Origin of the sequence: Mesorhizobium sp. YM1C-6-2 (assembly GCF_003666685.1) — a bacterium.
Classification (GTDB): domain Bacteria; phylum Pseudomonadota; class Alphaproteobacteria; order Rhizobiales; family Rhizobiaceae; genus Mesorhizobium_K.
Map to the genome: position 1 here is coordinate 1 of NZ_RCIZ01000007.1, position 22,671 is coordinate 22,671.

The 22,671-nt window shown below is 63.8% G+C and carries 22 protein-coding genes; 8 read left to right on the top strand and 14 right to left on the bottom strand.

The genetic code is table 11. The features are described from left to right. On the bottom strand, window positions 1-315 hold a 315-nt coding region (locus tag D8676_RS17635), incomplete at its 3' end, for an iron-sulfur cluster assembly protein (protein WP_147448215.1). 220 nt (window positions 316-535) lie between these two features. Between D8676_RS17635 and D8676_RS17640 the strand changes: the two genes are divergently transcribed. Then, complete coding sequence (locus D8676_RS17640) at window positions 536-913, top strand: VOC family protein (protein ID WP_121582416.1); 378 nt, start codon at window positions 536-538, stop codon at window positions 911-913. 9 nt (window positions 914-922) lie between these two features. Here the strand turns inward: D8676_RS17640 and D8676_RS17645 are convergent, their stop codons facing one another. The 10 genes from D8676_RS17645 to D8676_RS17690 all read right to left on the bottom strand — a co-directional run bounded on the left by D8676_RS17645 (window position 923) and on the right by D8676_RS17690 (window position 12,006). Further along, the gene (locus tag D8676_RS17645) at window positions 923-1,927 is read right to left on the bottom strand and encodes an inorganic phosphate transporter (RefSeq protein ID WP_121582417.1); all 1,005 of its coding nucleotides are present in this window, start codon (window positions 1,925-1,927) and stop codon (window positions 923-925) included. A gap of 4 nt (window positions 1,928-1,931) precedes the next feature. Continuing rightward, on the bottom strand, window positions 1,932-2,576 hold the full coding sequence (locus D8676_RS17650; RefSeq protein WP_121582418.1) for a DUF47 domain-containing protein: 645 nt from the start codon (window positions 2,574-2,576) through the stop codon (window positions 1,932-1,934). Window positions 2,577-2,776: 200 nt separating this feature from the next. Next, window positions 2,777-3,874 carry a choloylglycine hydrolase family protein gene (locus D8676_RS17655; protein ID WP_121582419.1) on the bottom strand — a complete coding sequence of 366 codons (1,098 nt, stop codon included), beginning with the start codon at window positions 3,872-3,874 and terminating at the stop codon, window positions 2,777-2,779. A 91-nt stretch (window positions 3,875-3,965) separates the two neighbouring features. Next, entirely contained in the window at window positions 3,966-4,826 is an 861-nt protein-coding gene (locus tag D8676_RS17660; protein ID WP_121582420.1) for a sugar phosphate isomerase/epimerase, read from the bottom strand. Window positions 4,827-5,382: 556 nt separating this feature from the next. Continuing rightward, the gene (locus tag D8676_RS17665; protein ID WP_121582421.1) at window positions 5,383-6,810 is read right to left on the bottom strand and encodes a gamma-aminobutyraldehyde dehydrogenase; all 1,428 of its coding nucleotides are present in this window, start codon (window positions 6,808-6,810) and stop codon (window positions 5,383-5,385) included. A 101-nt stretch (window positions 6,811-6,911) separates the two neighbouring features. Beyond that, a complete protein-coding gene (locus D8676_RS17670) occupies window positions 6,912-7,724 on the bottom strand; it encodes an ABC transporter permease (protein ID WP_121582422.1) in 813 nt (270 codons plus the stop codon). Further along, complete coding sequence (locus tag D8676_RS17675; protein WP_121582423.1) at window positions 7,714-8,685, bottom strand: ABC transporter permease; 972 nt, start codon at window positions 8,683-8,685, stop codon at window positions 7,714-7,716. The genes D8676_RS17670 and D8676_RS17675 overlap by 11 nt, the downstream gene beginning before the upstream one ends. After that, window positions 8,682-9,692, bottom strand: a complete 1,011-nt coding sequence (locus D8676_RS17680) for an ABC transporter ATP-binding protein (protein WP_121582424.1) — start codon at window positions 9,690-9,692, stop codon at window positions 8,682-8,684. The genes D8676_RS17675 and D8676_RS17680 overlap by 4 nt, the downstream gene beginning before the upstream one ends. Before the next feature lie 174 nt (window positions 9,693-9,866). Then, window positions 9,867-11,024, bottom strand: coding sequence for an ABC transporter substrate-binding protein (locus D8676_RS17685; RefSeq protein ID WP_121582628.1), 1,158 nt, complete (start codon window positions 11,022-11,024; stop codon window positions 9,867-9,869). A 136-nt stretch (window positions 11,025-11,160) separates the two neighbouring features. Beyond that, entirely contained in the window at window positions 11,161-12,006 is an 846-nt protein-coding gene (locus D8676_RS17690; protein WP_121582425.1) for a class I SAM-dependent methyltransferase, read from the bottom strand. Between the two features lie 75 nt (window positions 12,007-12,081). Between D8676_RS17690 and D8676_RS17695 the strand changes: the two genes are divergently transcribed. Further along, window positions 12,082-12,552: a helix-turn-helix domain-containing protein gene (locus tag D8676_RS17695; RefSeq protein WP_121582426.1), complete on the top strand. Its 471-nt coding sequence runs from the start codon at window positions 12,082-12,084 to the stop codon at window positions 12,550-12,552. Here the strand turns inward: D8676_RS17695 and D8676_RS17700 are convergent. Continuing rightward, complete coding sequence (locus D8676_RS17700) at window positions 12,549-13,454, bottom strand: LysR family transcriptional regulator (protein WP_121582427.1); 906 nt, start codon at window positions 13,452-13,454, stop codon at window positions 12,549-12,551. The genes D8676_RS17695 and D8676_RS17700 overlap by 4 nt on opposite strands. Window positions 13,455-13,527: 73 nt before the next feature. Between D8676_RS17700 and D8676_RS17705 the strand changes: the two genes are divergently transcribed. Both D8676_RS17705 and D8676_RS17710 read left to right on the top strand, forming a co-directional pair. After that, window positions 13,528-13,977, top strand: coding sequence for an Rrf2 family transcriptional regulator (locus D8676_RS17705; RefSeq protein WP_121582428.1), 450 nt, complete (start codon window positions 13,528-13,530; stop codon window positions 13,975-13,977). Then, a complete protein-coding gene (locus D8676_RS17710) occupies window positions 13,967-14,863 on the top strand; it encodes an NAD(P)/FAD-dependent oxidoreductase (RefSeq protein ID WP_121582429.1) in 897 nt (298 codons plus the stop codon). The genes D8676_RS17705 and D8676_RS17710 overlap by 11 nt, the downstream gene beginning before the upstream one ends. Here D8676_RS17710 and D8676_RS17715 read toward each other — a convergent pair. After that, complete coding sequence (locus D8676_RS17715; RefSeq protein WP_121582430.1) at window positions 14,860-15,627, bottom strand: DeoR/GlpR family DNA-binding transcription regulator; 768 nt, start codon at window positions 15,625-15,627, stop codon at window positions 14,860-14,862. The two genes, D8676_RS17710 and D8676_RS17715, sit on opposite strands and share 4 nt — an antisense overlap. A 356-nt stretch (window positions 15,628-15,983) precedes the next feature. On the opposite strand from D8676_RS17715, the gene D8676_RS17720 reads away from it, so the two are divergent. The 3 genes from D8676_RS17720 (at window position 15,984) to D8676_RS17730 (ending at window position 20,944) form a co-directional block, all read left to right on the top strand. Next, window positions 15,984-16,874 (top strand): phosphotransferase family protein, encoded by an 891-nt coding sequence (locus tag D8676_RS17720; RefSeq protein WP_245426878.1) that lies wholly within the window; start codon window positions 15,984-15,986, stop codon window positions 16,872-16,874. Continuing rightward, the gene (locus tag D8676_RS17725; protein ID WP_121582432.1) at window positions 16,871-19,312 is read left to right on the top strand and encodes an FAD-dependent oxidoreductase; all 2,442 of its coding nucleotides are present in this window, start codon (window positions 16,871-16,873) and stop codon (window positions 19,310-19,312) included. Before D8676_RS17720 ends, D8676_RS17725 begins: the two co-directional genes overlap by 4 nt. Window positions 19,313-20,266: 954 nt before the next feature. Next, on the top strand, window positions 20,267-20,944 hold the full coding sequence (locus D8676_RS17730; protein ID WP_245426880.1) for a hypothetical protein: 678 nt from the start codon (window positions 20,267-20,269) through the stop codon (window positions 20,942-20,944). A 51-nt stretch (window positions 20,945-20,995) separates the two neighbouring features. On the opposite strand, the gene D8676_RS17735 is transcribed toward D8676_RS17730, so the two are convergent. After that, a complete protein-coding gene (locus D8676_RS17735; RefSeq protein ID WP_121582434.1) occupies window positions 20,996-21,628 on the bottom strand; it encodes a methyltransferase domain-containing protein in 633 nt (210 codons plus the stop codon). Between the two features lie 100 nt (window positions 21,629-21,728). Between D8676_RS17735 and D8676_RS17740 the strand changes: the two genes are divergently transcribed. Further along, window positions 21,729-22,634 (top strand): phosphotransferase family protein, encoded by a 906-nt coding sequence (locus D8676_RS17740; RefSeq protein WP_121582435.1) that lies wholly within the window; start codon window positions 21,729-21,731, stop codon window positions 22,632-22,634. Window positions 22,635-22,671 lie beyond the last annotated feature (37 nt).

The window sequence follows — 22,671 nt, forward strand, 5'->3', positions numbered from 1 at the left end:
CGGCGCGTGCGGCGGCGGGGCGGCGGGCGCCGGGCGCGGCCGGACCGGTGCTTCCATGCCGCCGCCCTTTTTCTCGGCGGTCAGCGCGACCATGGCGCCGGCAACCCCCGGGATCGCCTTGACGGCGCGCTCGGCAGCGGCCCGCAGCGGTTCCATTTCCTGCGCGCGCGCGGCGGGCACGGTGATCGAGAAGAAGACCTTGCTGTCGGCGATGAAGATGTCGGAGACCAGCCCCAGATCGACGATGTTGCCGGTAAAGTCCGGGCCGTTCACGGATTTCAGGCGGTCGAGGACGGTTTCCTTGGTGACGGACATGGCAGGCGGCTTCCAAATTCGTGTCGTCGTTTCAGATAGTCCCTTTCGACGGCAAACCCAAGCCGTCAGGCGACATCGGAAAGGTCGCATGCGGCAAATCGAAAAAGCCTGTCGGGACGGCGGGTTTCCATGCGTCCTTGCGACAGGCGGCCGGTTTCGGAACGGGTAGGCCCGACGGCGGTTCACCCGTTGCCGGTTCGAAACCTCAAAGGAGGAAGACATGCTTGGAAAAACCAACGCCACGGCAAACATCGCGGTCAGGGATCTCGCGGTTGCCAGGAAATTTTACGAAGGCACGCTCGGCCTCACCCAAGTCGACGCGGAAGGCGACGAGGTGATCGTGATGAAGAGCGGCGACACGCTCATCAACGTCTATCGGTCAGAATTCGCCGGGACCAACAAGGCGACGGCCGTGACCTGGACGGTCGGCGACGAGATCGGCCGGATGGTCGAGGCGCTCAAGGCCAAGGGCGTGAGCTTCGAGCACTACGACATGCCGGGCAGCACGCTCGAAGGCGACCTCCATGTCGGCTACGGCATGAAGGTCGCCTGGTTCAAGGACCCCGACGGCAACATCCTGAACCTGATCGACCGTTAGCCGGCTTGCTCAGGTAAACAGCGAGGTCAGGCCATAGACGACGGCCGCGATGATCGCCGTTGCCGGCATGGTGATCACCCAGGCAATCACGATCGAGCCGGCGACGCCCCAGCGCACCGCCGAGACGCGCCTTGCGGCGCCGACGCCGACGATCGCGCCGGTGATCGTGTGCGTCGTCGAAACCGGGATGCCGAGCCACGTCGCGCCGAAAAGCGTGATGGCGCCGCCAGTTTCCGCGCAAAAGCCCTGCATCGGATTGAGCCGTGTGATTTTCGAGCCCATCGTGTGGACGATGCGCCAGCCGCCGAAAAGCGTGCCGAACGCCAGCATGAACTGGCAAGTGATGACCACCCAGAACGGCACGTAGAATTCGTCGCCGAGCATGCCTTGCGAATAGAGCAGCACGGCGATGATGCCCATCGTCTTCTGCGCGTCGTTGCCGCCGTGTCCCAGCGAATAGAGCGAGGCCGACACGAACTGCAGCCAGCGGAAGGTGCCGTCGACGGCGAACGGCGTCTGCCGCACGAACAGCCACGACACGATCAGCACAAGGCAGAGCGCCAGCACGAAGCCGGTGAGCGGCGACAGCACGATGGCCGCGACGGTCTTCAGCAACCCTGCCCAGACGATGGCGACGCTGCCAGCCTTCGCGACCGCTGCGCCGACCAGCCCGCCGATCAGCGCATGCGAACTGGATGACGGTATGCCGTAGAGCCAGGTGATGATGTTCCACGAGATCGCGCCCACCAGCGCCGCAAAGACGACCTGCGGCGTCACGATCTCGGCGCTGACGATGCCCCTGCCGATCGTTTCCGCGACGTGGAGGCCGAAGAACAGGAAGGCGATGAAATTGAAGAAGGCCGCCCAGAAGACGGCGTATTGCGGACGCAGCACGCGCGTCGAGACGATGGTGGCGATGGAGTTCGCGGCGTCGTGCAGGCCGTTCAGGAAATCGAAGAACAGCGCAACGCCGATCAGGCCGGCGAGGAGCGGAAAGGCGAGGGTCGGGTCCATCCGCTTAGACGTTCTCGATCACGATGCCGCTGATTTCGTTGGCCACGTCCTCGAAGCGGTCGACGACCTTTTCGAGCTGGCCGTAAAGTTCGCTGCCGACGATCCAGGCCATGGCGTCGGTCCGGCCATGGCTTCGGAACAGCTCCTTCAGCCCGGCGTCGTGCAGGCCGTCGGCGCGTTCCTCAACCTTGGTGATCTCTTCGGCGATTTCGCCGAGCCGCGTGACGTTGGCGCCGACCTTCTCCAGCAGCGGGATCGCTTCGGCGGTCAGGTGCGCCGCCTCGACGATGACGGCGCCCATTTCCTTCATGCGCGGCTCGAAGCTTGTCTGCTCGAACAACCTCACCATCTTGACGACCTTGTTCATCATGTCGATCGCATCGTCCATCGACTGGATGAGATCCTTGATGTCGCTGCGGTCGAACGGCGTGATGAAGCTCATCCGCACGGCAAGCAGCACCTCGCGGGTGATCTCGTCGGCCTGGTGTTCCAGCTCGACGATCTCGCGGCAATGACGTTCGACGTCCTCGCCGCCATCGAGCAGCTTTTGAAGCGCTTCGGCGCCCGAGACGAGAATGCGGGAATGCCGCTCGAACAGGTCGAAGAACTTGTCCTCGCGGGGCAGCAGCGCACGGAACCAGCCGAGCATTGGGGAATCCTTTAGCCGACGATATATGCGCCAAATAGCGCCCCATCGGCGATTGGGAAACCGGCCTCGGCCGCAAAAACTGGGAATTCAGCAGGAGAAGCGCAAGAAAGCGGTGGAAGGCGGCTTCCGCCGCGAGGTTCGTTGCCTTCAGGCCGGGCTCGGGTCAACGAGTCCGGCCTGAAGGCGACTGGAGCATCGTATCAGGGTTTGAGCGCCGCCGTGCCGTCGATCGCGTCCGGATAAGGCAGGTCGGACACGAGGATGGAAACCGGCTTGTCCTGGGCGAAGATCGTGTTGAGATCGAGCGTCAGGTAGGTCGTGCGGTGCGCGTAGTCGGTGATCAGAAGCTTGTTGTTGGTCAGATCCTTGATCGCCACCCACTGCGTGTAGTCGGAGAACACCTGGTCGCCTTCCTTGGCCTGCGCGATGCCGAGCGGGATGTCGACCGTGTTCAGTATGTGGCCGATCGCCTGGATGGCCTCGCCGGCATTGGTGGGCTGCTCGATGTTGTGGCGCAGGAAGGCGGCCCGGATGAAGCGCGCCGGCGGGGTGTAGTCGGCCGGCAGGCCGATCATGCCGCCGCCCTGGCCGATCGCCGTGACATTGGCGTTGCCGATCGGCCGGCTGGTGACGCCCACCGTCGACAGATTCAGATAGTTGCGGGCGTTGAGCAGATGCCATTCATAGGGCGGCGAGTTGGTCAGCACATGCGCGACATTGTCGTGCATCTTCAGCTCGCCCCCGACATACTCGACGACCATGCCGTCGCCCGAGCGATCGGTGAAGACGAAATGGATGGTCGGCGGGGTGGGGCCGGAAGGCAGCGACGAATCCGACCAGACCTTGATGTCAGGCAGCGCCGCGCGAACTTCCGCCACCGTGGCGTGATTGCCGAGCACCCAGGAGCCGAAGGCGAGGATGGAGACGTAGTTCTTGTCCTCCTTGGTGACCCCCTGGTACTGGGTGAACTCGGGCAGGAAGTTGCCGCTCATGCCGAGGCCTTCGGCGTTCTGGCCTTCGAGCAGCGCGCCACCGGGGATGATGCCGGCGCTGACGCCGACAACCGGATATTTGGTCGCCACCTTGACCTCCGGCAGGTTGAGGTCGCACGGCGCGGAAAGCGTGACTTCCGTCCCCTTCGGCTGGCTGACCAGCGTCCATTTCATGTCGAAGGCCCATTCCATGGTCCTTCCGGCGATCACGGATTTGTCGGCTGCCACGATGTCGACCGCCGTGCAGGCGAAGGATGCGTTGACGGTCGCAAGGACCGAAACCGCGACGAGAATAGAGCGCAACATTGCCTGATATTCCTCTCTACATTTCTGCCAAACCAGCCGAAACGGCCTTAGAGGAGAAACGTAAAAGGAATTATGAACTTAGCCGGATTTTTCAGCGGCTTTTGGCAGCCTTCTTCCAATGCTGCCTGATATGGACGAGGCCTTCGCGGTAGACGGCCTCCGGGCTCTCGGCGAAGTCGCGCCAGACCTTCGTCGCTGCGGCGAGGTCCTTGAGCCCGCGCCCGAAGGCCTCGATGGTCAGCCAGTCGTCGTACCCGCTCTCCCTGATCGCCGCGAAGGTTTTCCTCCACGGGATGTTGCCGCGCCCGGGCACGCCGCGGTCGTTCTCCGAGATGTGGATATGGCAGATGTTGTTGACGTGCTTCGTATAGGCGCCGATCGGGTCGGCTTCCTCGATATTGGCGTGGAACGTGTCGTACATCGCCTTGATGTGCGGACGGTCGATCTCGTCGACATGCGCCGACAGGTCGGCCATGGTGTTGAGCAGATAGCATTCGAAGCGGTTGAGCGCCTCGAGACCGATGGTGACGCCCCTGTTGCCGGCATGGTCGCCGATGGCGCGCTGCGAGCCGACCGAGCGCTTCTTCTCGGCGGCGGTCGGGCCGACGCCGGTGAAGGCGCCGAGAGTCGAGTGGACCGGACCCGACAGGCGGTTCGCGCCAAGCGCCGCCGCACAGTCGATTGCCCATTTCATGTAGGCGACGCCCTTCCGGCGCGTGGCTGCGTCGGGCGAGATCAGGTTCATGCCGGGGTCGCCCATGGCGGTGACCGCGGTGCGCTCGAGGCCGATCCTGTCCAGCATCTCGCCGAGGCGCTTGTAGTCGTCAGGCGTGCCCTCGAAGATCGGTATCTCGACGCCGTCATAGCCGGTCGCCTTGATGTCCTTGAGCAGCCTCGAATGCTTTCCCGTGACGTTGGTCGTCCACAGGAACATGCAGAATCCAATTTTCATCTTTCCTCCCGATGGCCGTGCGCCCGGCCTTGGCCGGCAATCTAGCGGGGAAAATCTGGTAGGACCAGATGGGGTGGCCGAGGAATCGTGCTCTTTTCGAGCATGATGACGATGTGAGCCAAGTCCGGCCACGTCCGTGAAGAAATTTCTGCATTCAAGAATATTTTATCGCCCTGGAATCAAGGGCTTGTACGATTTCTGCCCCTTCCCGCCCGCCATTTTACCAACACCCCTCCCACCTCCCACATACTCTCCGTCAGCAGCTTGCTTGTGGGAACGGGTGTACACGACCTCCATCCAGGCAAGTGTGGCGCTGGATCGCGTCCCGTGTTGGTCACGCGGGCGGCTCCGGTCCCGGTGCTGGCCTGCGCGCCCGCTCCTCCAGCCTATCGGAAGGGGATGGACCGGGCATGGCAACGGGAAAAACGCCGGCGGCGCATGGCTGCGCGTCAACTAGATAAACTTGAAGACGTCGCAGCCATGCGCCGCCTCCCACACCCCGGCTTCAAAAAACAAGGCGCGGGAACGATTTCGCATGCCTGCACGCAGGAGGAGGCTACCCGTGTGCGATCATGACATGCCGCACCGCCGTATAATCCTCAAGCGCGTAGAGCGACATGTCCTTGCCGTAGCCGGATTGCTTGAGGCCGCCATGCGGCATCTCGTTGGTCAGCATGAAATGCGTGTTGATCCAGGTGCAGCCATACTGCAGCCGCGCGGCCGTCGACATGGCGCGGGAGACGTCCTTCGTCCACACCGAGGAAGCGAGGCCGTAATCCGAGTCGTTCGCCCAGGCGACGGCATCGTCGACATCCGAGAAGCGCGTGACCGACACGACCGGCCCGAACACCTCGCGGCGCACGATCTCGTCCTCCTGCAAGGCGCCGGCGACCACCGTCGGCTGGTAGTAGAAGCCGGTGCCGTCGCCCGGCTTGCCACCGGTGGTGATCTCGATGTGCTTCAGTTCGGAGGCGCGCTCGACGAAGGAGGCGACGCGGTCGCGCTGGCGTTTCGAGATCAGCGGCCCGATCTCGTTCTCGGTGTCGTCTGCCCGGTCGTATTTGATCGACGAGGCGGCAGCGGAGAGGTCCGCCACCAGCCGGTCGTAGATCTTCTTGCCGGCATAGACGCGGCAGGCGGCGGTGCAGTCCTGGCCGGCATTGTAGTAGCCGAAGGCGCGCAGGCCGCCCACCACCGCATCGATGTCGGCGTCGTCGAAGACGATGACCGGCGCCTTGCCGCCGAGCTCGAGATGCGTTCGCTTCACCGACTTGGCGGCGGCTTCCAGCACCTTCTTGCCCGTCGCGACGTCGCCGGTGATCGAGATCATATTGACCCTGGGATGATTGATCAGCGCGTTGCCGACGCTGTTGCCGCGGCCGAGCACGACGTTGACGACGCCCTCGGGCAGAACGTCGGCGAGGATTTTCGCAAGCTTCAGCGCGGTCAGCGGCGTCTGCTCGGACGGCTTGAACACGACCGTATTGCCGCCGCCGATCGCCGGCGCCAGCTTCCAGGCCATCATCATCAGCGGGTAGTTCCACGGTGCGATCGAGGCGACGATGCCGACCGGGTCTCGGCGGATCATCGAGGTGTGGCCGGAGAGATATTCGCCGGCGACGACTCCCGGCATGGAGCGCACCGCGCCGGCGAAGAAACGGTAGCAGTCGACGATCGCCGGGATCTCGTCGTTGAGAACGGCGTTGACCGGCTTGCCGCAGTTCAGCGCCTCGAGCTTGGCGAACTCCTCCGCCTCGGCCTCGATGCGTTCGGCGATCTTCAGGAGGTAGGCGGAGCGCTGCGCCGGCGTGGTGCGCGACCAGGTGGCGTAAGCCTTTTCGGCGGCGGCGACGGCCTGGTCGATCTGCTTCTGCGAGGCCTCCGGCATGTCGAGAATGGTCTTGCCGGTGCGCGGGTTGAGCACCGCCTCGGCGGCTTCCGTTCCGGCCTCGAACTTCGAGCCGATGAGCATTTCAGTCTGCATGACAGTCTCCCTGATCAGCGTTTCAAAGAGCGAATAGGGAATAGGGAGTAGCGAACATGACGTTGTTTCAATTCGCTATTCGCTACTCCCCATTCGCTTCGTCATTTGCCGGAGCCGGCGATCTGATCGCCGTCGCGGGTGAGGTAATAGGCGGCGAGAATGGGCAAGAGCGTCACCAGCACGACGACCATGGCGACAACATTGGTGACCGGGCGCTGGCGGGGACGGACGAGCTCTTCGAGCATCCAGATCGGCAGGGTCTGCTGCTGGCCGGCGGTAAAGGTGGTGACGATCACCTCGTCGAAGGAGAGCGCGAAGGCGAGCATGCCGCCCGCGACCAGCGCCGTGCCGATATTCGGGAGGATGCAATAGCGGAAGGTCTGGAAGCCGTTGGCGCCGAGGTCCATCGAGGCTTCGACCAGCGAGCCGGAGACGCGGCGGAAACGCGCGACCGCGTTGTTGTAGACGACTACCACGCAGAAGGTGGCGTGACCGAGGATGATCGTCCACATAGAGAAGGGGATTTCGGCGAGCGAGAAGGCCGAGCGCAGCGCGATGCCGGTGATGATGCCGGGCAGCGCGATCGGCAGGATGACCAAGAGCGAGATCGCCTCGCGGCCGAAGAATTTCGAGCCGCTGATCGCCGCCGCGCAGAGCGTGCCGAGCACCAGTGCGGTGACAGTCGAGATCGCCGCGACCTGCACCGAGAGGCCGAGCGCCTGCCAGACGTCGGGCCGGTTCCAGGTCACGGCGAGCCATTGTGTCGTGAAGCCCGGCGGCGGCCACTGGTAGCTCTTCTCCTCGGTGGTGAAGGCGTAGACGAAGATCAGGAGGATCGGCAGGTGCAGGAACAGCAGCCCCGCCGCGGCGGCGATCTTCAGGGAGACGGGAGCGGAGGAACGGTCAGAGCGCATCGAACGCCCCCATGCGCTTGGCGCCCCAGAGGTAGAAACCCATGACGACGATCGGCACGACGGTGAAGGCGGCGGCGAGCGGGATGTTCCCGGCGGTGCCCTGATGCGCGTAGACGGCCTGCCCGATGAACAGCCGCGACGTGCCGATGATCTGCGGGATGATGTAGTCGCCGAGCGTCAGCGAGAAGGTGAAGATCGAGCCGGCGACGATGCCCGGCAGCGCCAGCGGGAACAGCACGTTGCGGAAGGTCTGGGCCGGGTTGGCGCCGAGGTCGGACGACGCCTCGATCAGATTGCCGGGCACGCGCTCCAACGAGGCCTGGATCGGCAGGATCATGAAGGGCAGCCACACATAGACGAAGACGATGAAGGTGCCGGTGAAGGAGACCGAGAGAGAGTTGCCCCCGACGATCGGCAGCGACAGCCAGGCGTCGATCAGCCACTGGAGATGCACCTTCTCGAAGAACCAGGTGAGGATGCCCTCCTTGGCGAGGATCAGCTTCCAGGCGTAGATCTTGACGAGATAGCTCGACCAGAGCGGCAGCATGACGCCGAGATAGAACAGCGCCTTCCATTTCCCGCGCGCATAGCGCGCCGCGTAATAAGCGATGGGGAAGGCGACGACGGCCGAGGCAAGCGTCACCAGCGCGGCCATCGTGACGGTGCGCAGGATGATGTCGAGGTTCGACGGCTTGAGAAGCTCCGCATAGGTCTTGAGCGTAAACTCCCGGTTGATCATGCCGGAAAATTCGTCGATCGAGAAAAAGCTCTGCAGCAGAAGCGCGAACAGCGAACCGAGATAGACGATGCCGAGCCAGAGCACCGGCGGCAGCAGCATCAGGAAGAGCAGCAGCTTCGGCTTGCGCCAGAAGGCGTCGGACAGATGCCCCCACAGGCCGCCGCGGTCCGGAAGGATGGCCCCGGCGGTGTCCGGGCGCAGTACTGCGTCCGCCGCGCTCATCCGCCCTCCTCCATCAGATGGAGGTCGGATGGCGCAAAGCCGACGCGGACCGGCTGGCCTTCGGCCGGAAGCGGTTGTCCTGCCGGCAGCAGCGCGTTGATGCGCTGGCCCTCGACATCGAGGCCGAGACGTGTCGTGCCGCCGAGATACGAGTGCGAGACGACGGTGGCTTCGAGCCCACGGGCCCCGGATGCACCGGCTTCGCCGTCGACGATGCGAACCGCTTCCGGACGCAGGCTTGCCCAGCGGCGGGCGCCCCCGTGGCGGGCGACGAAGTCCGGCGGCAGCACGTTGGACGAGCCGACGAAATCGGCGACGAAGCGCGAGTTCGGCCGTTGGTAGATGTCCTCCGGCGATCCGACCTGCATGATGCGGCCGTGGTCGAAAACCGCGATGCGGTTTGCCATGGACAGCGCCTCGCCCTGGTCGTGGGTGACGAAGACGAAGGTGATGCCGAGCGATTTCTGCAGGCTCTTCAACTCCTCCTGCATGTTTTCGCGCAGCTTCAGGTCGAGCGCGCCGAGCGGCTCGTCGAGCAGAAGCACCTTGGGCCGGTTGACCAGCGCGCGGGCGAGCGCGACGCGCTGCCGCTGGCCGCCAGAAAGCTGGCTCGGCCGTCGCGCGCCGTAGCCGGGGAGCTTGACCAGTTCCAGCGCGGTCTCGGCCTCGCGATGGCGTTCGGCCTTGCCGATGCCCTTCACCATCAGCCCGTAAGCGACGTTGTCGAGCACGTTCAGATGCGGAAAGAGCGCATAGTCCTGGAAGACGGTGTTGACGTTGCGCCTGTATGGCGGGACGCCCTCGGCCCGTTCGCCGAAAATCTCGATGCGGCCGGACGTCGGCTGCTCAAAGCCGGCGATCAGGCGCAGGCAGGTGGTCTTGCCCGAGCCGGACGGCCCCAGCATGGCGAAGAATTCGCCGGCGCCGATGTCGAGATCGACGGCGTCAACGGCGCGGACCGAGCCGAAATGGCGCGAGACCTGCTTGAAGGAAACGGCTGGGGTCATGGTGCCAGTACCCGGTTCAAAGCCCGCTCACCCGGCCGCTGCGCGGCCACCCTCTCCCACTGGAGAGGAAGGAGCAGAATTTGCTGCGCCGGTGGGGATGAAGATCAACCCCACCCGTCGCTGCATGATGGCCCCTCCCCGCGGCAAGCACGGGAAGGATGGAAGCGGTCTCCTTTACCGCCCGCCGATGACGCCGATGTAGTCGGAGACCCAGCGGTAATAGGGCACGCACTGGTCGTTCTGGGTGGCGCACTTGGTGGTCGGCGTCGTCCAGAATTTCACCTTCTCGAAATTGTCCATACCGTTGGCGGTGCAGCCTTCGGCGTTCTGCATGCCGCGACCATCGGTGCAGGCAGCGGGCACGGACGGGTTGGCGCCGAACCAGACCGAAAGATCGCTCTGCAGGTTGGACGAGAGCTGATGCTCGAACCACATGTAGGCGCAGTTCGGATTGGCCGAATCGACATGCATCATGGTGGTGTCGGCCCACCCGGTGACGCCCTCTTCCGGGAAGACGGAATCGACCGGCTGCTTGTCGGCCTTCAGCAGGTTGACCTGGAACGGCCAGGAGCCCGACGCGACAACGCCTTCGTTCTTGAAATCGTCGATCTGGATGAAGGCGTCATGCCAGTAGCGGCCGACCAGCTGGCGCTGCTGCCGCAGGAGGTCGAGCGCCGCCTTGTACTGGTCTTCGTTCAACTGATACGGATCCTTGATGCCGAGATCCGGCTTGTGCGTCATCAGGTAGAGCGCAGCGTCGGCGATGTGGATCGGGCCGTCATAGGCCTGGACGCGGCCCTTGTTGGACTTGCCGTCGTCGAGCGTCATCTCCTCGAACACGACCTTCCAGGAGGTCGGCGCGGTCTTGATGACGTTGGTGTTGTACATCAGGACGTTCGGGCCCCACATGTAAGGCACGCCGTAATGGACGCCGTCGACCGTGTGCCAGGGCGCGTCCTTGAGGCGGTCGTCGACGGTCGACCAGCTCTTGATGAGATCGATGTTGACCGGCTGCACGCGCTTGCCGGCGACGAGGCGCAGCGACGCATCGCCCGACGCGGTGACAAGGTCGAAGCCGCCTTCGTTCATCAGCGCAACCATCTCGTCGGAGGTGGCCGCGGTCTTGACGTTCACCTTGCAGCCCGTGGCTTCCTCGAACTTGGTGACCCAGTCGAAATTCTTGTCGGTCTCGCCGCGCTCGATGTAGCCGGCCCAGGCGACGATGTTGAGCTGGCCCTCGCCGGCGCCAACCTCCTTGACCTGGGCAACTGCCTGGCCCGAGAAGCTGACGGCGAGCGCAAGTGCGGTACAGGATTTCAGGAACGATTTCATCATGACGTCTCCCATTGGCAGGGGCAGCTCTCCAGCGGCTGCGTGTCCCTGGAGGAAACGTGACGTGAAAGCCGAGCCTTCGCAAATTCATTTGTCAGAAGGTCGCTATCGGAATTTCCGATATCGAAGCCTGACATCAAGCCCGAGCCGTCACCAGCCAGCTGGCTGCATCGAACCGAGCCATGCCGCCACGCACGAAACGGGCGAATGCGCCCGGCAGGGCCGACGTCACCTTCTCGGCAGTCGCCGCGTCGACCTCGCGCAGTGCGCCGCCGACCGGGCCGAGCCGTGTGGCATATGTCATCAGATCGGCTTCAGGCACCTGGCAGGGGATATCCGCCTTCTCCACACCGATCGACGACCAGCCGCTCGCCTCGAGAATCCGCCAGATCTTGGCACCGTCCGCGAACGCGAACTGTCCGGGCGCATTCGGGTCTGGCGGTGGCGCAGGCGGCAGGAAGGGGGCTGCCGCCCGCGCGGCTGCCGTCATGAAGCCGTTTTCGGCAGGACTGCGCCAAGCGACGAAGACGAGCCTGCCGCCGGGCTTCACGGCCTTCCGGATGTTGGCGAAGGCGGTCGCCGGGTCGTCGAAGAACATCACGCCGAAACGCGAAATGACGGCGCCGAAACAAGCGGGCTCGAATGCGTATGTCTGTGCATCGGCCGCGACGAATTCGGCGTTCTCCAGTCCATTCGCCTGCGCGCGCGTCCTCGCCAGGGCGACCAGCGGCTCGGAAATATCGAGCCCGACGCAGCGTCCGGCGCTGCCGACACGGCGCGCCATTGCCAGTGTCGTGGCTCCCGCGCCGCAGCCGATGTCGAGAACGCTGCCGCCCTCGCCGGGAAAGCCGGCGTCGACCAGAAGCCGTGCGAACGGCGCCAGCACCTCGTCGAGAACCGGCTGGAGATCGACCCAGGCTTTGCCGCTGGCATCGTTCCAGAGCGTGGCTTGCTGCATGTTGGGTTGGGCGGCTTGCGGCATGGCGGACCTCGTTTCCTGTTGCTCCGACCTGTCATCGCGAGCAGTCTACGAGTTCAAGTCGACTTGAGGTCAAGCATGAAGGATCTCGATATTGCCGAGGTGTCGCGACGGACAGGCGTGCCTGCTTCGACGCTTCGCTACTACGAGGAAAAGGGGTTGATCGCCTCGACCGGCAGACGCGGCCTGCGCCGCCTCTTCGACCCGGCGGTGCTGGAGCGGCTCGCTTTGATCGCGCTCGGGCGCGCCGGCGGTTTCGCGCTGGACGAGATCGGCGAAATGCTGAAGCCGGAAGGCCTGCCTCGCATGGACCGCGCCCGCCTCGACGCCAAGGCGGACGAACTGGACCGAACCATCCAGCGCTTGACCGTAATTCGCAAGGCCTTGCGGCATGCCGCCAAATGCCCGGCTGCCCGACCGATGGAATGCCCGACATTCCGACGCGCCGTCCGGTTGGCCGGTGCGGGTCGCTTCGAGGCAGCGCCGATCACGCCGTTCAAGGCCGAGGAGATCTTGCCTGCAAGCGCGAGGCGCGGGCGAGAACCCTAGCGACGCGCCATGTGCTGGCCCTGGGCGATCCCGATGAAATCGCGCGCGGCCTGCGGCAGCCCGGAACCACGCCGCCACACCATGCCGACCTGGACGACGGGAAGCGAGCCGGAGATGTCGCGGGATTCGATGCGATCGCCTTCAAGCGACCAGGGCCGGTAGACGAGATCGGGAAGAAGCGCGACGCCGGCGCCGGTGGCGACAAGGCTGCGCACGGCCTCCACGGAACGGGTCCGGAAGGCGACGTGGGGACGTGTTCCCAGCGCGGCGAGCAGCTTGCCTGTGTTCTCCTCGATTTCGTCGACGGTCAGCATGATCAGCGGCTCCGCGGCGATGTCGCCGAGGTTGATGATCTCGGCAGTGGCGAGCGGATGGCCGAGCGGCAGCCAGAGCCGGTAGGCCGAGATCTCCAGGATTTCCGACTGCAGCGCCATGCGATCGCGCAGGTTCGAGGTGACCATGACGGCGATGTCGAGCTTGCCGCCGACCAAGAGGTGCTCGAGATAGTCGCCATTGTCCTCGATGGCGGAAATCTCGACCGCCGGATGCGCACGCCGGTAGCGGGCGAGCAGATCGGAAAGCACATAGCCTGCAACCAACGAGGTGACACCGAGCTGAAGGCGGCCGGTCGTCGCCTGCCGGTCGCTGAAGAACGTGCGCCGCGCATCGGACACGTCGGCCAGTATCTTGGTGGCGTGGCGCAGGAACTGGTGGCCCTTGTGGGTGATGTTCAGCCCGCGCGGATGACGCTCGAACAGTGCGACGCCGAGATCGCTCTCCAGTTCCTTGATCGCCTCGGTCACCGAGGACTGCGAGATGGACAGGTGCTGCGCGGCGCCCGAGACGGTGCCCTGCTCGGCGACGGCGACAAAATACTGCAGCTGCCTGATGGTGAAGGCCATGCTTCCAGATAGCAGCGCGCCGGATCGTTGAAAACGCTTGACAGCTTTTCTGATTTGTAACTAATAAAGTTACATGAAACGAAACGGCAAGCTGTCCGCCTCCCTCCATGCGCTCCTGCACATGGCCGAGAGGCCTGAACGACCGATGACCTCCGAGGAGATCGCCTCCTGGCTGAACACCAATCCGGTAGTCGTCAGGCGCATGGTGGCGGGACTGAGGGATGCCGGCATCCTGTCATCTGCACGGGGGCATGGGGGCGGATGGACGCTGGCGCGCCCGGCGGAGACGATCACGCTGGCCGAAGTGACCGCCGCGCTAAACGAGCGGCTGATCGCGTTCAGTACAGAGCCGGAGAACCCGCGCTGCTTGGTCGAGCGCGCCGTCAACGACGCGCTCGACGGAGTTCGCGACGAGATCGAGCACCTGCTTTCGCAACGCCTGGCCCAGGTAACGCTGGCGGACATCGCCGCCCAGTGCGGTCCCGGCGTCGCGGCACATCTGGAGAACCGACATGCACACTGACGTCGCCATCATCGGTGGAAGTTTCGCCGGCCTGTCGGCCGCATTGCAGCTGGCACGCGCCCGGCGCAGCGTAACGGTGCTCGACACCGGCGAGCCGCGCAACCGCTTCGCCGCTGCCTCGCACGGCTTCCTGACGCAGGACGGCGCAAAACCCGCCGCGATGCTGGCGAAGGCGCGGCGGCAGCTCACCGCCTATCCGACGGCGCGCTTCGTCGAGACGCGCGCCGAACGGGCGTCCGGAGTCGCCGACGCCTTTTCCGTTACCCTGCGCGGAGGTGACGAACTTTCCGCCCGCCGGATCATCCTAGCGCACGGCGTCAGCGATTCCCTTCCCGACATCCCCGGCCTCGCCGAGGAGTGGGGCAAGCGGGTCGCGCATTGCCCATATTGCCACGGCTACGAGTTCGGCGGCGGACCGCTCGGCGTACTCGCAGCCAATGGCGAGGCCGCACTCCACCATGCAATGCTGGTGCGCGAATGGGGCCCTGTCACGCTGTTCCTCAACGGCGTCATCGAACCTGACGCAGCCATGCTGCAGCAATTCGAGGCGCGCGGCGTCACGGTCGAGCGCAGGCCGGTCGCGGCAGTCGCCTCGGGAGCGGCGGGCCTGACCGTCCGACTGGCCGACGGACACGCCGTCGACATCGCCGGGCTGTTCACCCAGCCTAACTCGCGCCCGTCCACCGACATCGGCCAGCAACTCGGATGTCTGCATGTCGACGCGCCGTTCGGCCCGATCCTCAAGGTCGACGAGACGAAGCAGACGACGGTACCGGGCGTATTCGCCGCCGGCGACATTGCCCGTCCGGCGCCGAACGTGCCCTTCGCGGTCGCAGACGGAGCCATGGCCGGCGTCGCCGCACACCGGTCGCTCGTCTTCGCCTAGCGCGGGCTGGCCACCAGAAGTCTCGCGCCGGCCTTCTCGACCGCCGCGGCGATCTCGCCCGGCGGCTGCAGATCGGTGGCGAGATCACCGAAGGCGTCGAACCCGCAGACCTGGACGAGGCCCTGGCGGCCGAATTTCGTGTGGTCGGTGACGACGATCTTGCGCGTGCCGCGCGTCAGCACGACGCGGGCGAACTCCGCTTCCTCCAGCACATAGTCCATGACGCCGTGCTCGACGTCGATCGCACCCGCGGTGATGACGGCATGATTGACGCTGAAGCGGCTGACGAATTCGATTGCCGAGACGCCGAAGGCTGCGCCCGAATCGCTGCGCAGCTCGCCGCCGGCCATATAGACCTTGTTGCCGTTGATGGTGGCCAGCGTGCGGGCGATGTCGGACGAATTGGTGACAACGGTCAGCCGGCGGTGGCTGAGCAGTTCGCGAGCGAGGAAGCTGGTGGTCGTGCCGGTGTCGAGCATGACCGATTCGCCGTCATTGATGGTGGCGGCGACCATTCTCGCAATGGCGCGCTTGGCATCGGACTGCTCGCGCATGCGCCGCTCGAAAGGCGCCTCGCCGACCACCGAGGGCAGGCCGATGGCGCCGTGCATCTTGAGCACCGAGCCGTCCTTGGCGAGCGGCTTCACGTCGCGGCGCACCGTCTCCAGCGAGACGCCCAGCCTGTCGGCCAGACGCGCGATCGTGATCGTGCCTTCGTCCTGAATGAGCTTCAGGATTTCGCCATGCCGCTTGGAATAATTCATCCGCCTCTTCGTACCCTGTGAGCCTGAGTGCAGCCTTCTCCGCAACGGCCGCTTCTATACTCTTTCGGCGAGATTGGTTGGGAAATTATGGCGAATGTCACTCGACCTTTGGTGCATATCTGCACGTTTCGCGCTCATTCCTGTCGCAGCATGGCGTGTTTTTGAGCAAATAGGGATGAAGCGGGCAAAAAGGCATAAAAAGCCACAAACCCACGTTGACAGTAAAACGGGCCTATTCGACAGTGCCGGTTCATTTCATGAGGCTTCCCGACCACGAAAAATTGCAGCGAGAAGCCTGTCGTCAAGGAATCGAAGTTGGAAACGAGGCTCCCAGGACCGGGCCAGGGGGAGAGGCTGTGAGTTCGGTGGAATACCGCATCCGCGCGCTGCCGATCTGGAACGGAGCGATCGCGGTCGAGCCCCTGACGGGGGGCTTGAGTAATGAGAGCTTTCTGGTCGCCGACGCGAACGGAAGGCATGTCGTTCGCTTCGGCAAGGATTTTCCCTTCCACCATGTCTTCCGCCAGCGCGAAATCATGGCCGCGAAGGCGGCGGCGGTTGCGGGCTTTGCCCCCAGGGTGGAATTCGCCGAACCCGGCGTGATGGTCTCGGCCTATCTCGGCGCCAAGACCTACGGGCCGGAGGACGTGCGCGCCAACCGGCTGAGGATCGCGCGGCTCATCCATGCATTTCACGAGGAAATGCCGAAGCATGTGTCGGGCGCCGGCTTCATGTTCTGGGTGTTCCACGTCAACCGCGACTATGCGCGCACGCTGGAAGCGGGCAAAAGCCGCATGGCGGAGAGGCTGCCGCAATTCCTGGCGTTGAACGATGCGCTGGAGAGGCTGCAGCAGCCGCTGCCGATCGTCTTCGGACACAACGACCTCCTGCCCGCGAACTTCCTCGACGACGGCAAAAAACTCTGGCTGATCGACTTCGAATATGCCGGCTTCAACACCGCGATGTTCGATCTCGCGGGCGCGGCATCGAATGCGGAGATGACGCCGGGACAATCGGAAGAGCTGCTCGCCGAATATTTCGGCGGCAAGCCCGACGAAGCCCTCAAGCGCTCGCACGCTGCGATGCAATGCGCGTCGCTGCTGCGCGAAGCCATGTGGAGCATGGTGTCCGAGCTGCATCTCACCGCACCCGGCGCCGACTATGTCGCCTACACGGCGGAAAACCTGGCGCGGCTCGACGCAGCGCTTGATGACTATCAGACCACATATGGAAAGCTCGCCGCATGACATTGCCCGGCCACGCTGAGATCGTCGTCATCGGCGGCGGCATCATAGGCTGCTCCACCGCCTACCACCTTGCACGCGACCACAAGGCCGACGTCGTCCTGCTCGAGCAGGGCAAGCTGACATCCGGGTCGACGTGGCATGCGGCGGGACTGGTCGGGCAGTTGCGCTCCTCGGCGTCGATCACGCGCGTGCTGAAATATTCGGTCGAGCTCTACAAGGGTCTGGAAGCCGAGACGGGTCTCGCCACCGGCTGGAAGATGACGGGCTGCCTCAGGCTCGCGACCAACAGGGATCGCTGGACGGAATTCCGCCGGCTGGCGACGACGGCCAAAAGCTTCGGCATGGACATGCAGCTCGTCTCGCCGGCCGAGGTGAAGGCGATGTGGCCGCTGATGGACGTCTCCGACCTGGTCGGCGCGTCGTGGCTGCCGACTGACGGGCAGGCGAGCCCTTCCGACATCACCCAATCGCTCGCCAAGGGCGCGCGCATGAATGGCGCCAGGATATTCGAAGGCGTGCGCGTCACCGGCTTCGAGATGAAGGACGGGCGCATCGTCAAGGTGAAGACCACTCAGGGCGACATCGCCTGCGAGAAGGTGGTGAACTGCGCCGGACAGTGGGCGCGGCAGGTCGGCGCGATGGCGGGGATCAACGTGCCGCTGCAGCCGGTGAAGCACCAGTACATCATCACCGAGAAGCTTCCGGGGCTCGCCGCGGACGCGCCGACGATCCGCGACCCCGACCGGCGCACCTATTTCAAGGAAGAGGTCGGCGGACTGGTGATGGGCGGCTATGAGCCCAACCCGCAGCCCTGGACGACTGGAGACGTGCCGGACGAATGGGAGTTCCGCCTGTTCGACGACGATTTCGACCATTTCGAGCAGCACATGAGCCAAGCGATCGCGCGCGTGCCCGCGCTGGAAACCGCCGGCGTCAAACAGATGATCAACGGGCCGGAAAGCTTTACGCCTGACGGCAACTTCATCCTCGGCGTCGCTCCTGAATGCGCGAACATGTTCGTCGGTGCCGGCTTCAACGCCTTCGGCATCGCTTCGGGCGGCGGCGCGGGTTGGGTGCTCGCGCAATGGGTCGTGGACGGCGAGGCGCCGCTCGACCTCTGGGTAGTCGATATCCGACGCTTCTCCGGACTGCACCGCGACCGGCAATGGGTGGCCGACCGGACACTGGAAGCCTATGGCAAGCACTACACCATCGGCTTCCCCCACGAGGAATATGAGAGCGGAAGGCCGCGCATCGTCTCGCCGCTCTACGAGCGGCTGAAGAAGCACCGCGCCGTGTTCGGCTCGAAGCTCGGCTGGGAACGGCCGAACTGGTTCGCGCCCGAGGGGGTCGAGCCGAAGGACGTCTATTCGATGGGCCGGCAGAACTGGTTCGACGCCGTCGGTGAGGAGCACCGACACGTGCGCGAGAAGGTCGGCATCTTCGACCAGTCCTCCTTCGCCAAATACGAGCTCAGCGGCAAGGACGCGCAGAAGGCGCTCGACTGGATCTGCGCCAACGATGTTTCGAAGCCTGCAGGGCGGCTGACCTATACGCAGCTTCTCAACAGCCGCGGCGGCATTGAGTCCGACCTGACAGTGGCGCGGCTGGCCGACGAAAAATTCTACATCGTCACCGGCACCGGCTTCCGCACGCATGATTTCGGCTGGATCGAAGACCATCTTGGCGCCGGCCTCGACGCGAAGCTGGTCGATGTCACCGAGGATTTCGGCACGCTGTCGCTGATGGGGCCGAAGGCGCGAGACGTGCTGGCCGGGGTGACGCAAGCGGATGTCTGCAACGCCGCCTTCCCGTTCGGCCATGTCAGGGAAATCGCCATCGCCGGGTACCCGGTGCGGGCGCTGCGCATCACCTATGTCGGCGAACTTGGCTGGGAGCTGCATGTGCCGATCGCGGCCGCCGGCGAGGTGTTCGACGCGCTGATGAAAGCAGGCGCGCCGCACGGCATCAGGCCGGTCGGCTACCGCGCGCTGGAGTCGCTCAGGCTGGAAAAAGGCTACCGCGCCTGGGGCTCCGACATCACCCCGAACGACACGCCTGCCGAGGCCGGACTCGGCTGGGCGGTGAAGCTCCGGAAAAACACCTATTTCCTTGGGCGCCGCGCGCTGGAGAAAATGTCTGGCGGGGCGCTGAAGAAACGCTTCGCCGGCTTCACGGTCGATGATCCCGACGTGGTGCTGGTCGGCCGCGAGACGATTTTGCGCAATGGCGAGCCCGTCGGCTACCTGACCTCCGGCGGCTACGGCTACACGGTGGGCAAAAACATCGGCTACGGCTATGTGCGTGAAGCCGGCGGGGTGAGCGACGCGTTCCTCGCTTCGGGCGACTACGAGCTGGTGGTGGCGATGGACCGCAAGCCGGCAAGGATCTGGCTGGGGTCGATGTACGATCCCAAGGGCGATCGAGTGAAAGGGTAGCATCTCGCTGCGCTCATTCACCTCCCCCTCGAGGGGAGGTCGGCGAGCGAAGCGAGCCGGGTGGGGTCGGCTGAGGCGGCGCTCCGACATTGTTTCTGAATCGCGTCCCTTCATCACCCCTTCTCCGTCTCGGTCCTCCGAACCGATCCACCTCTCCGCTTCGCGGGAGCGAGGAAGGAGCCGAGCACTTCGCCAGCGACCCCACCCGTCCAACCGCCTGCAGCGGTTGTCCACCCTCCCCTCAAGGGGGAGGGGTACCCGCGCGCTTCATCATCGCCACGCCCTGCTTTTTGCAGTCTGGCCATTGAAAATGTGGGAAGCGGCGCATGGCTGCGGCGTCCATCATTATTGTTATTTGACGCGCAGCCATGCGCCGCCGGCGTTTTTCCCGCTGCCGCGCCCGGCCCATCGCCTTCCGATAGTCTGGAGGAGCGGGCGCGCAGGCCAGCATCGGGACCGGAGCCGCCCGTGTGACCAACACGGGACGCGATCCAGCGCCACACTTGCCTGGATGGAGGTCGTGTACACCCGTTCCCACAAGCAAGCTGCGGGACGGAGTATGCGGGAGCTTTGAGGGGTGTGAATAAACAGGCTCGAAATTTCTATCGCAATTGAACGAAATCAATGGGTTGGCAAAATGATTTCTCCACGCATGCCGTCGAGAATCCACATGCAACCCGGAGGCGGAGCACGTGAAGGGCTAGAGTTGAACGGGTTTAACGGTACAATGTCTTAATGCGCTGCCTGTTTTGCAAACACCCAACAACTACTTCTAAGAGCGTCGAGCACATTGTACCAGAGTCGTTTGGGAACCGACGTCACATTCTTGCGAAAGGCGTTGTTTGTGACAAATGCAACAACTACTTCTCAAGAAAAATTGAGGGGCCTCTACTTTCTCATACTTCGTTTCGCAATTTGAGAGCATGGTATCAAGTACCTACGAAGCGAGGAGTTATGCCACATCTTTATGGATTTGTGGCTGGCACGGATATCGATATCGGTCTGCGCTTAGGACCCCATGGAAAACCTGAGATTCGGCCAGAGCGAGAATCTTTTCGGAAACAGCTTGAAAAACATGTTTCGTCTCGTGGTGGCGTCTCAGACGCACTGGTATTTTCCAGGGAAGTGACACCACCGAAGCGTTTGATGTCTCGCTTCTTAGGCAAAATGGCACTTGAAGCGCTCGCACAGCGTTTCTTGATTGATCTCTCCTTATTTGATCGCCTTATAGACGATCCTCATTATGATCGAATCAGGGATTGGGCGCGCCTTGGAAACAACTTTAAAGATTGGCCTATTTCCCAAAGGCAAATCTATCCTGAAGAGACCTTAATGCGTCACGCTCAAACTGGAGAATGGGTTCAAGCCGGGTTTGGCTATGACATTTTCATGAATAAGCGACGGGAGACTTTTTTTGCCTTCTGTATATATGGACACGAATTCGTAATTAACGTCGGTGGCCCATCGCTAAAAGGTTTTGAGGAGTGGCTCTCTGAGAACAACGGTATAAGCCCACTTGTTGAGCGAATTGGAGCGAGTCTGTCGGAACGAGACGGTCAGTACTATCTCGAAGGTACATACGAGGTCCATTCCGGCGTACAATTCGATCGGAAACTTTTGGGCTTGGGTTAGATCAACAATTTCCTGGCGATATTTCTGGATTCCTGTCGATCGTCAAAGTCATCACTGTGCTTTCAACACCAGTCCACGGCTGGGCACCGTGCCGGTTTCGCCGGGCATGGACACATAAGGCTCCGTCTCCTCGGCTCGCGCAACGAGCCCCTGCCCTTCCAACTCGGCGATGCGGGCGGAAAAGCCGCCGTCCCAGAGCGTGTTCTTGACGGTTAAGACGATGACGCCGCCGCGGCGGCAGATTCGGATCAGCTCGTCGAGACCCTCGACGCCGACATGGCCGGAGGTGAATACGCCGGCCGAGACGATGCCGACGAAATGGCCGTCGGCGAACGGCAGCGGGCCGCCGAGCGCGAGCTTGTGGAAGGCCTTGTAGGCGCCCTTCCCGGCCGCCTTGGCCAACATGCCTTCGGAAATGTCGAGCGCCTCGACATGCGGATAGCCCATGATGCCAAGCCATTCGCCAATCAGGCCGGTGCCGGCACCGGCGTCGAGCAAGGGCGCCGCGCCGCGCGGCAGGTGGCGCGCGAGCAGCGCCAGGCAGATCGACGGATGCCGGTAGCCGGCAATCGCCATCTCGTGGTCGTAGGTTTCCGACCAGCGGTCGTAGAGGGCCGCGACCTCCTCGGCTCCCTTCGCCTCGTAGACAGCGCCGAGCGCCCCGCCATGTTTGCCTTGCGCCATCGGTGTCGTCCGTTTCCCCTGTGTCTTCAAGATCATAGCCAAGCGGCGAATTCTGTGAAACGGTCCGCCGCACATTTATTGCAAGCAGGCGGGAGACTTCATGAGCGACGATCTGGCACTGGCGCGGAAGGCTATCGCCAGCGTGCCTTTCATGAGCGGTTATTCAGGGCCGATCGTCAGGCAGGGCGGGCTGACCAATCTCGTCTTCCAGGCCGGCGACCATTGCATCCGGGTGCCAGGCAAGGGGACGGAGGAATATATCAACCGCGCCAACGAGGCAGTCGCGGCGCGCGAGGCGGCGAAGGCCGGCGTCAGCCCGGACGTGCTCTATTTCGACGACAACGGCGTGATGGTGACGCGCTTCGTCGACGGCGCGCAGACCATGTCACCGGCGGCCTTCAAGCTGAACGAGGGAGCGCCGGCGCGCGCCGGCGAAGCCTTCCGCAAGCTGCATACGTCAGGCGCGGTGTTCCCGTTCCGCTTCTATCTGTTCTCGATGATCGACGACTATCTGAAGATCCTCTCCACCAAGGATGTCGTGCTGCCCAAGGGCTATCACGACGTGCTGAAGGAGGCGGAAGACATCAGGACGGCGCTGTCCATGCACCCGCTGCCGCTGGTCGCCTGCCACTGCGATCCGCTCTGCGAGAATTTCCTCGATACGGGCGAGCGCATGTGGATCGTCGACTGGGAATATTCGGGCATGAACGACCCGATGTGGGACCTCGGCGACCTTGCGGTCGAGGGCAAGTTCGGCGAGCGGCAGGAGGAAGAAATGCTCGGCGCCTATTTCTCCGGCGAGCCCAGGCCGGCCGAGCGCGGCCGCGTCGTCATCTACAAGGCGATGTGCGATCTCCTGTGGACGCTGTGGGGCCTGATCCAGCTCGCCAACGAAAATCCCGTCGACGATTTCCGCGCCTATGCCGACGGGCGCTTCGGGCGCTGCCGCAAGCTGATGCAGACGGCGGATTTCTCGCGCCACGTCGATGCGGTCCGCAAGGGCTAGGCGGGGCGCGTTTTTCGCTTCCGGCAAAAGGCGATGG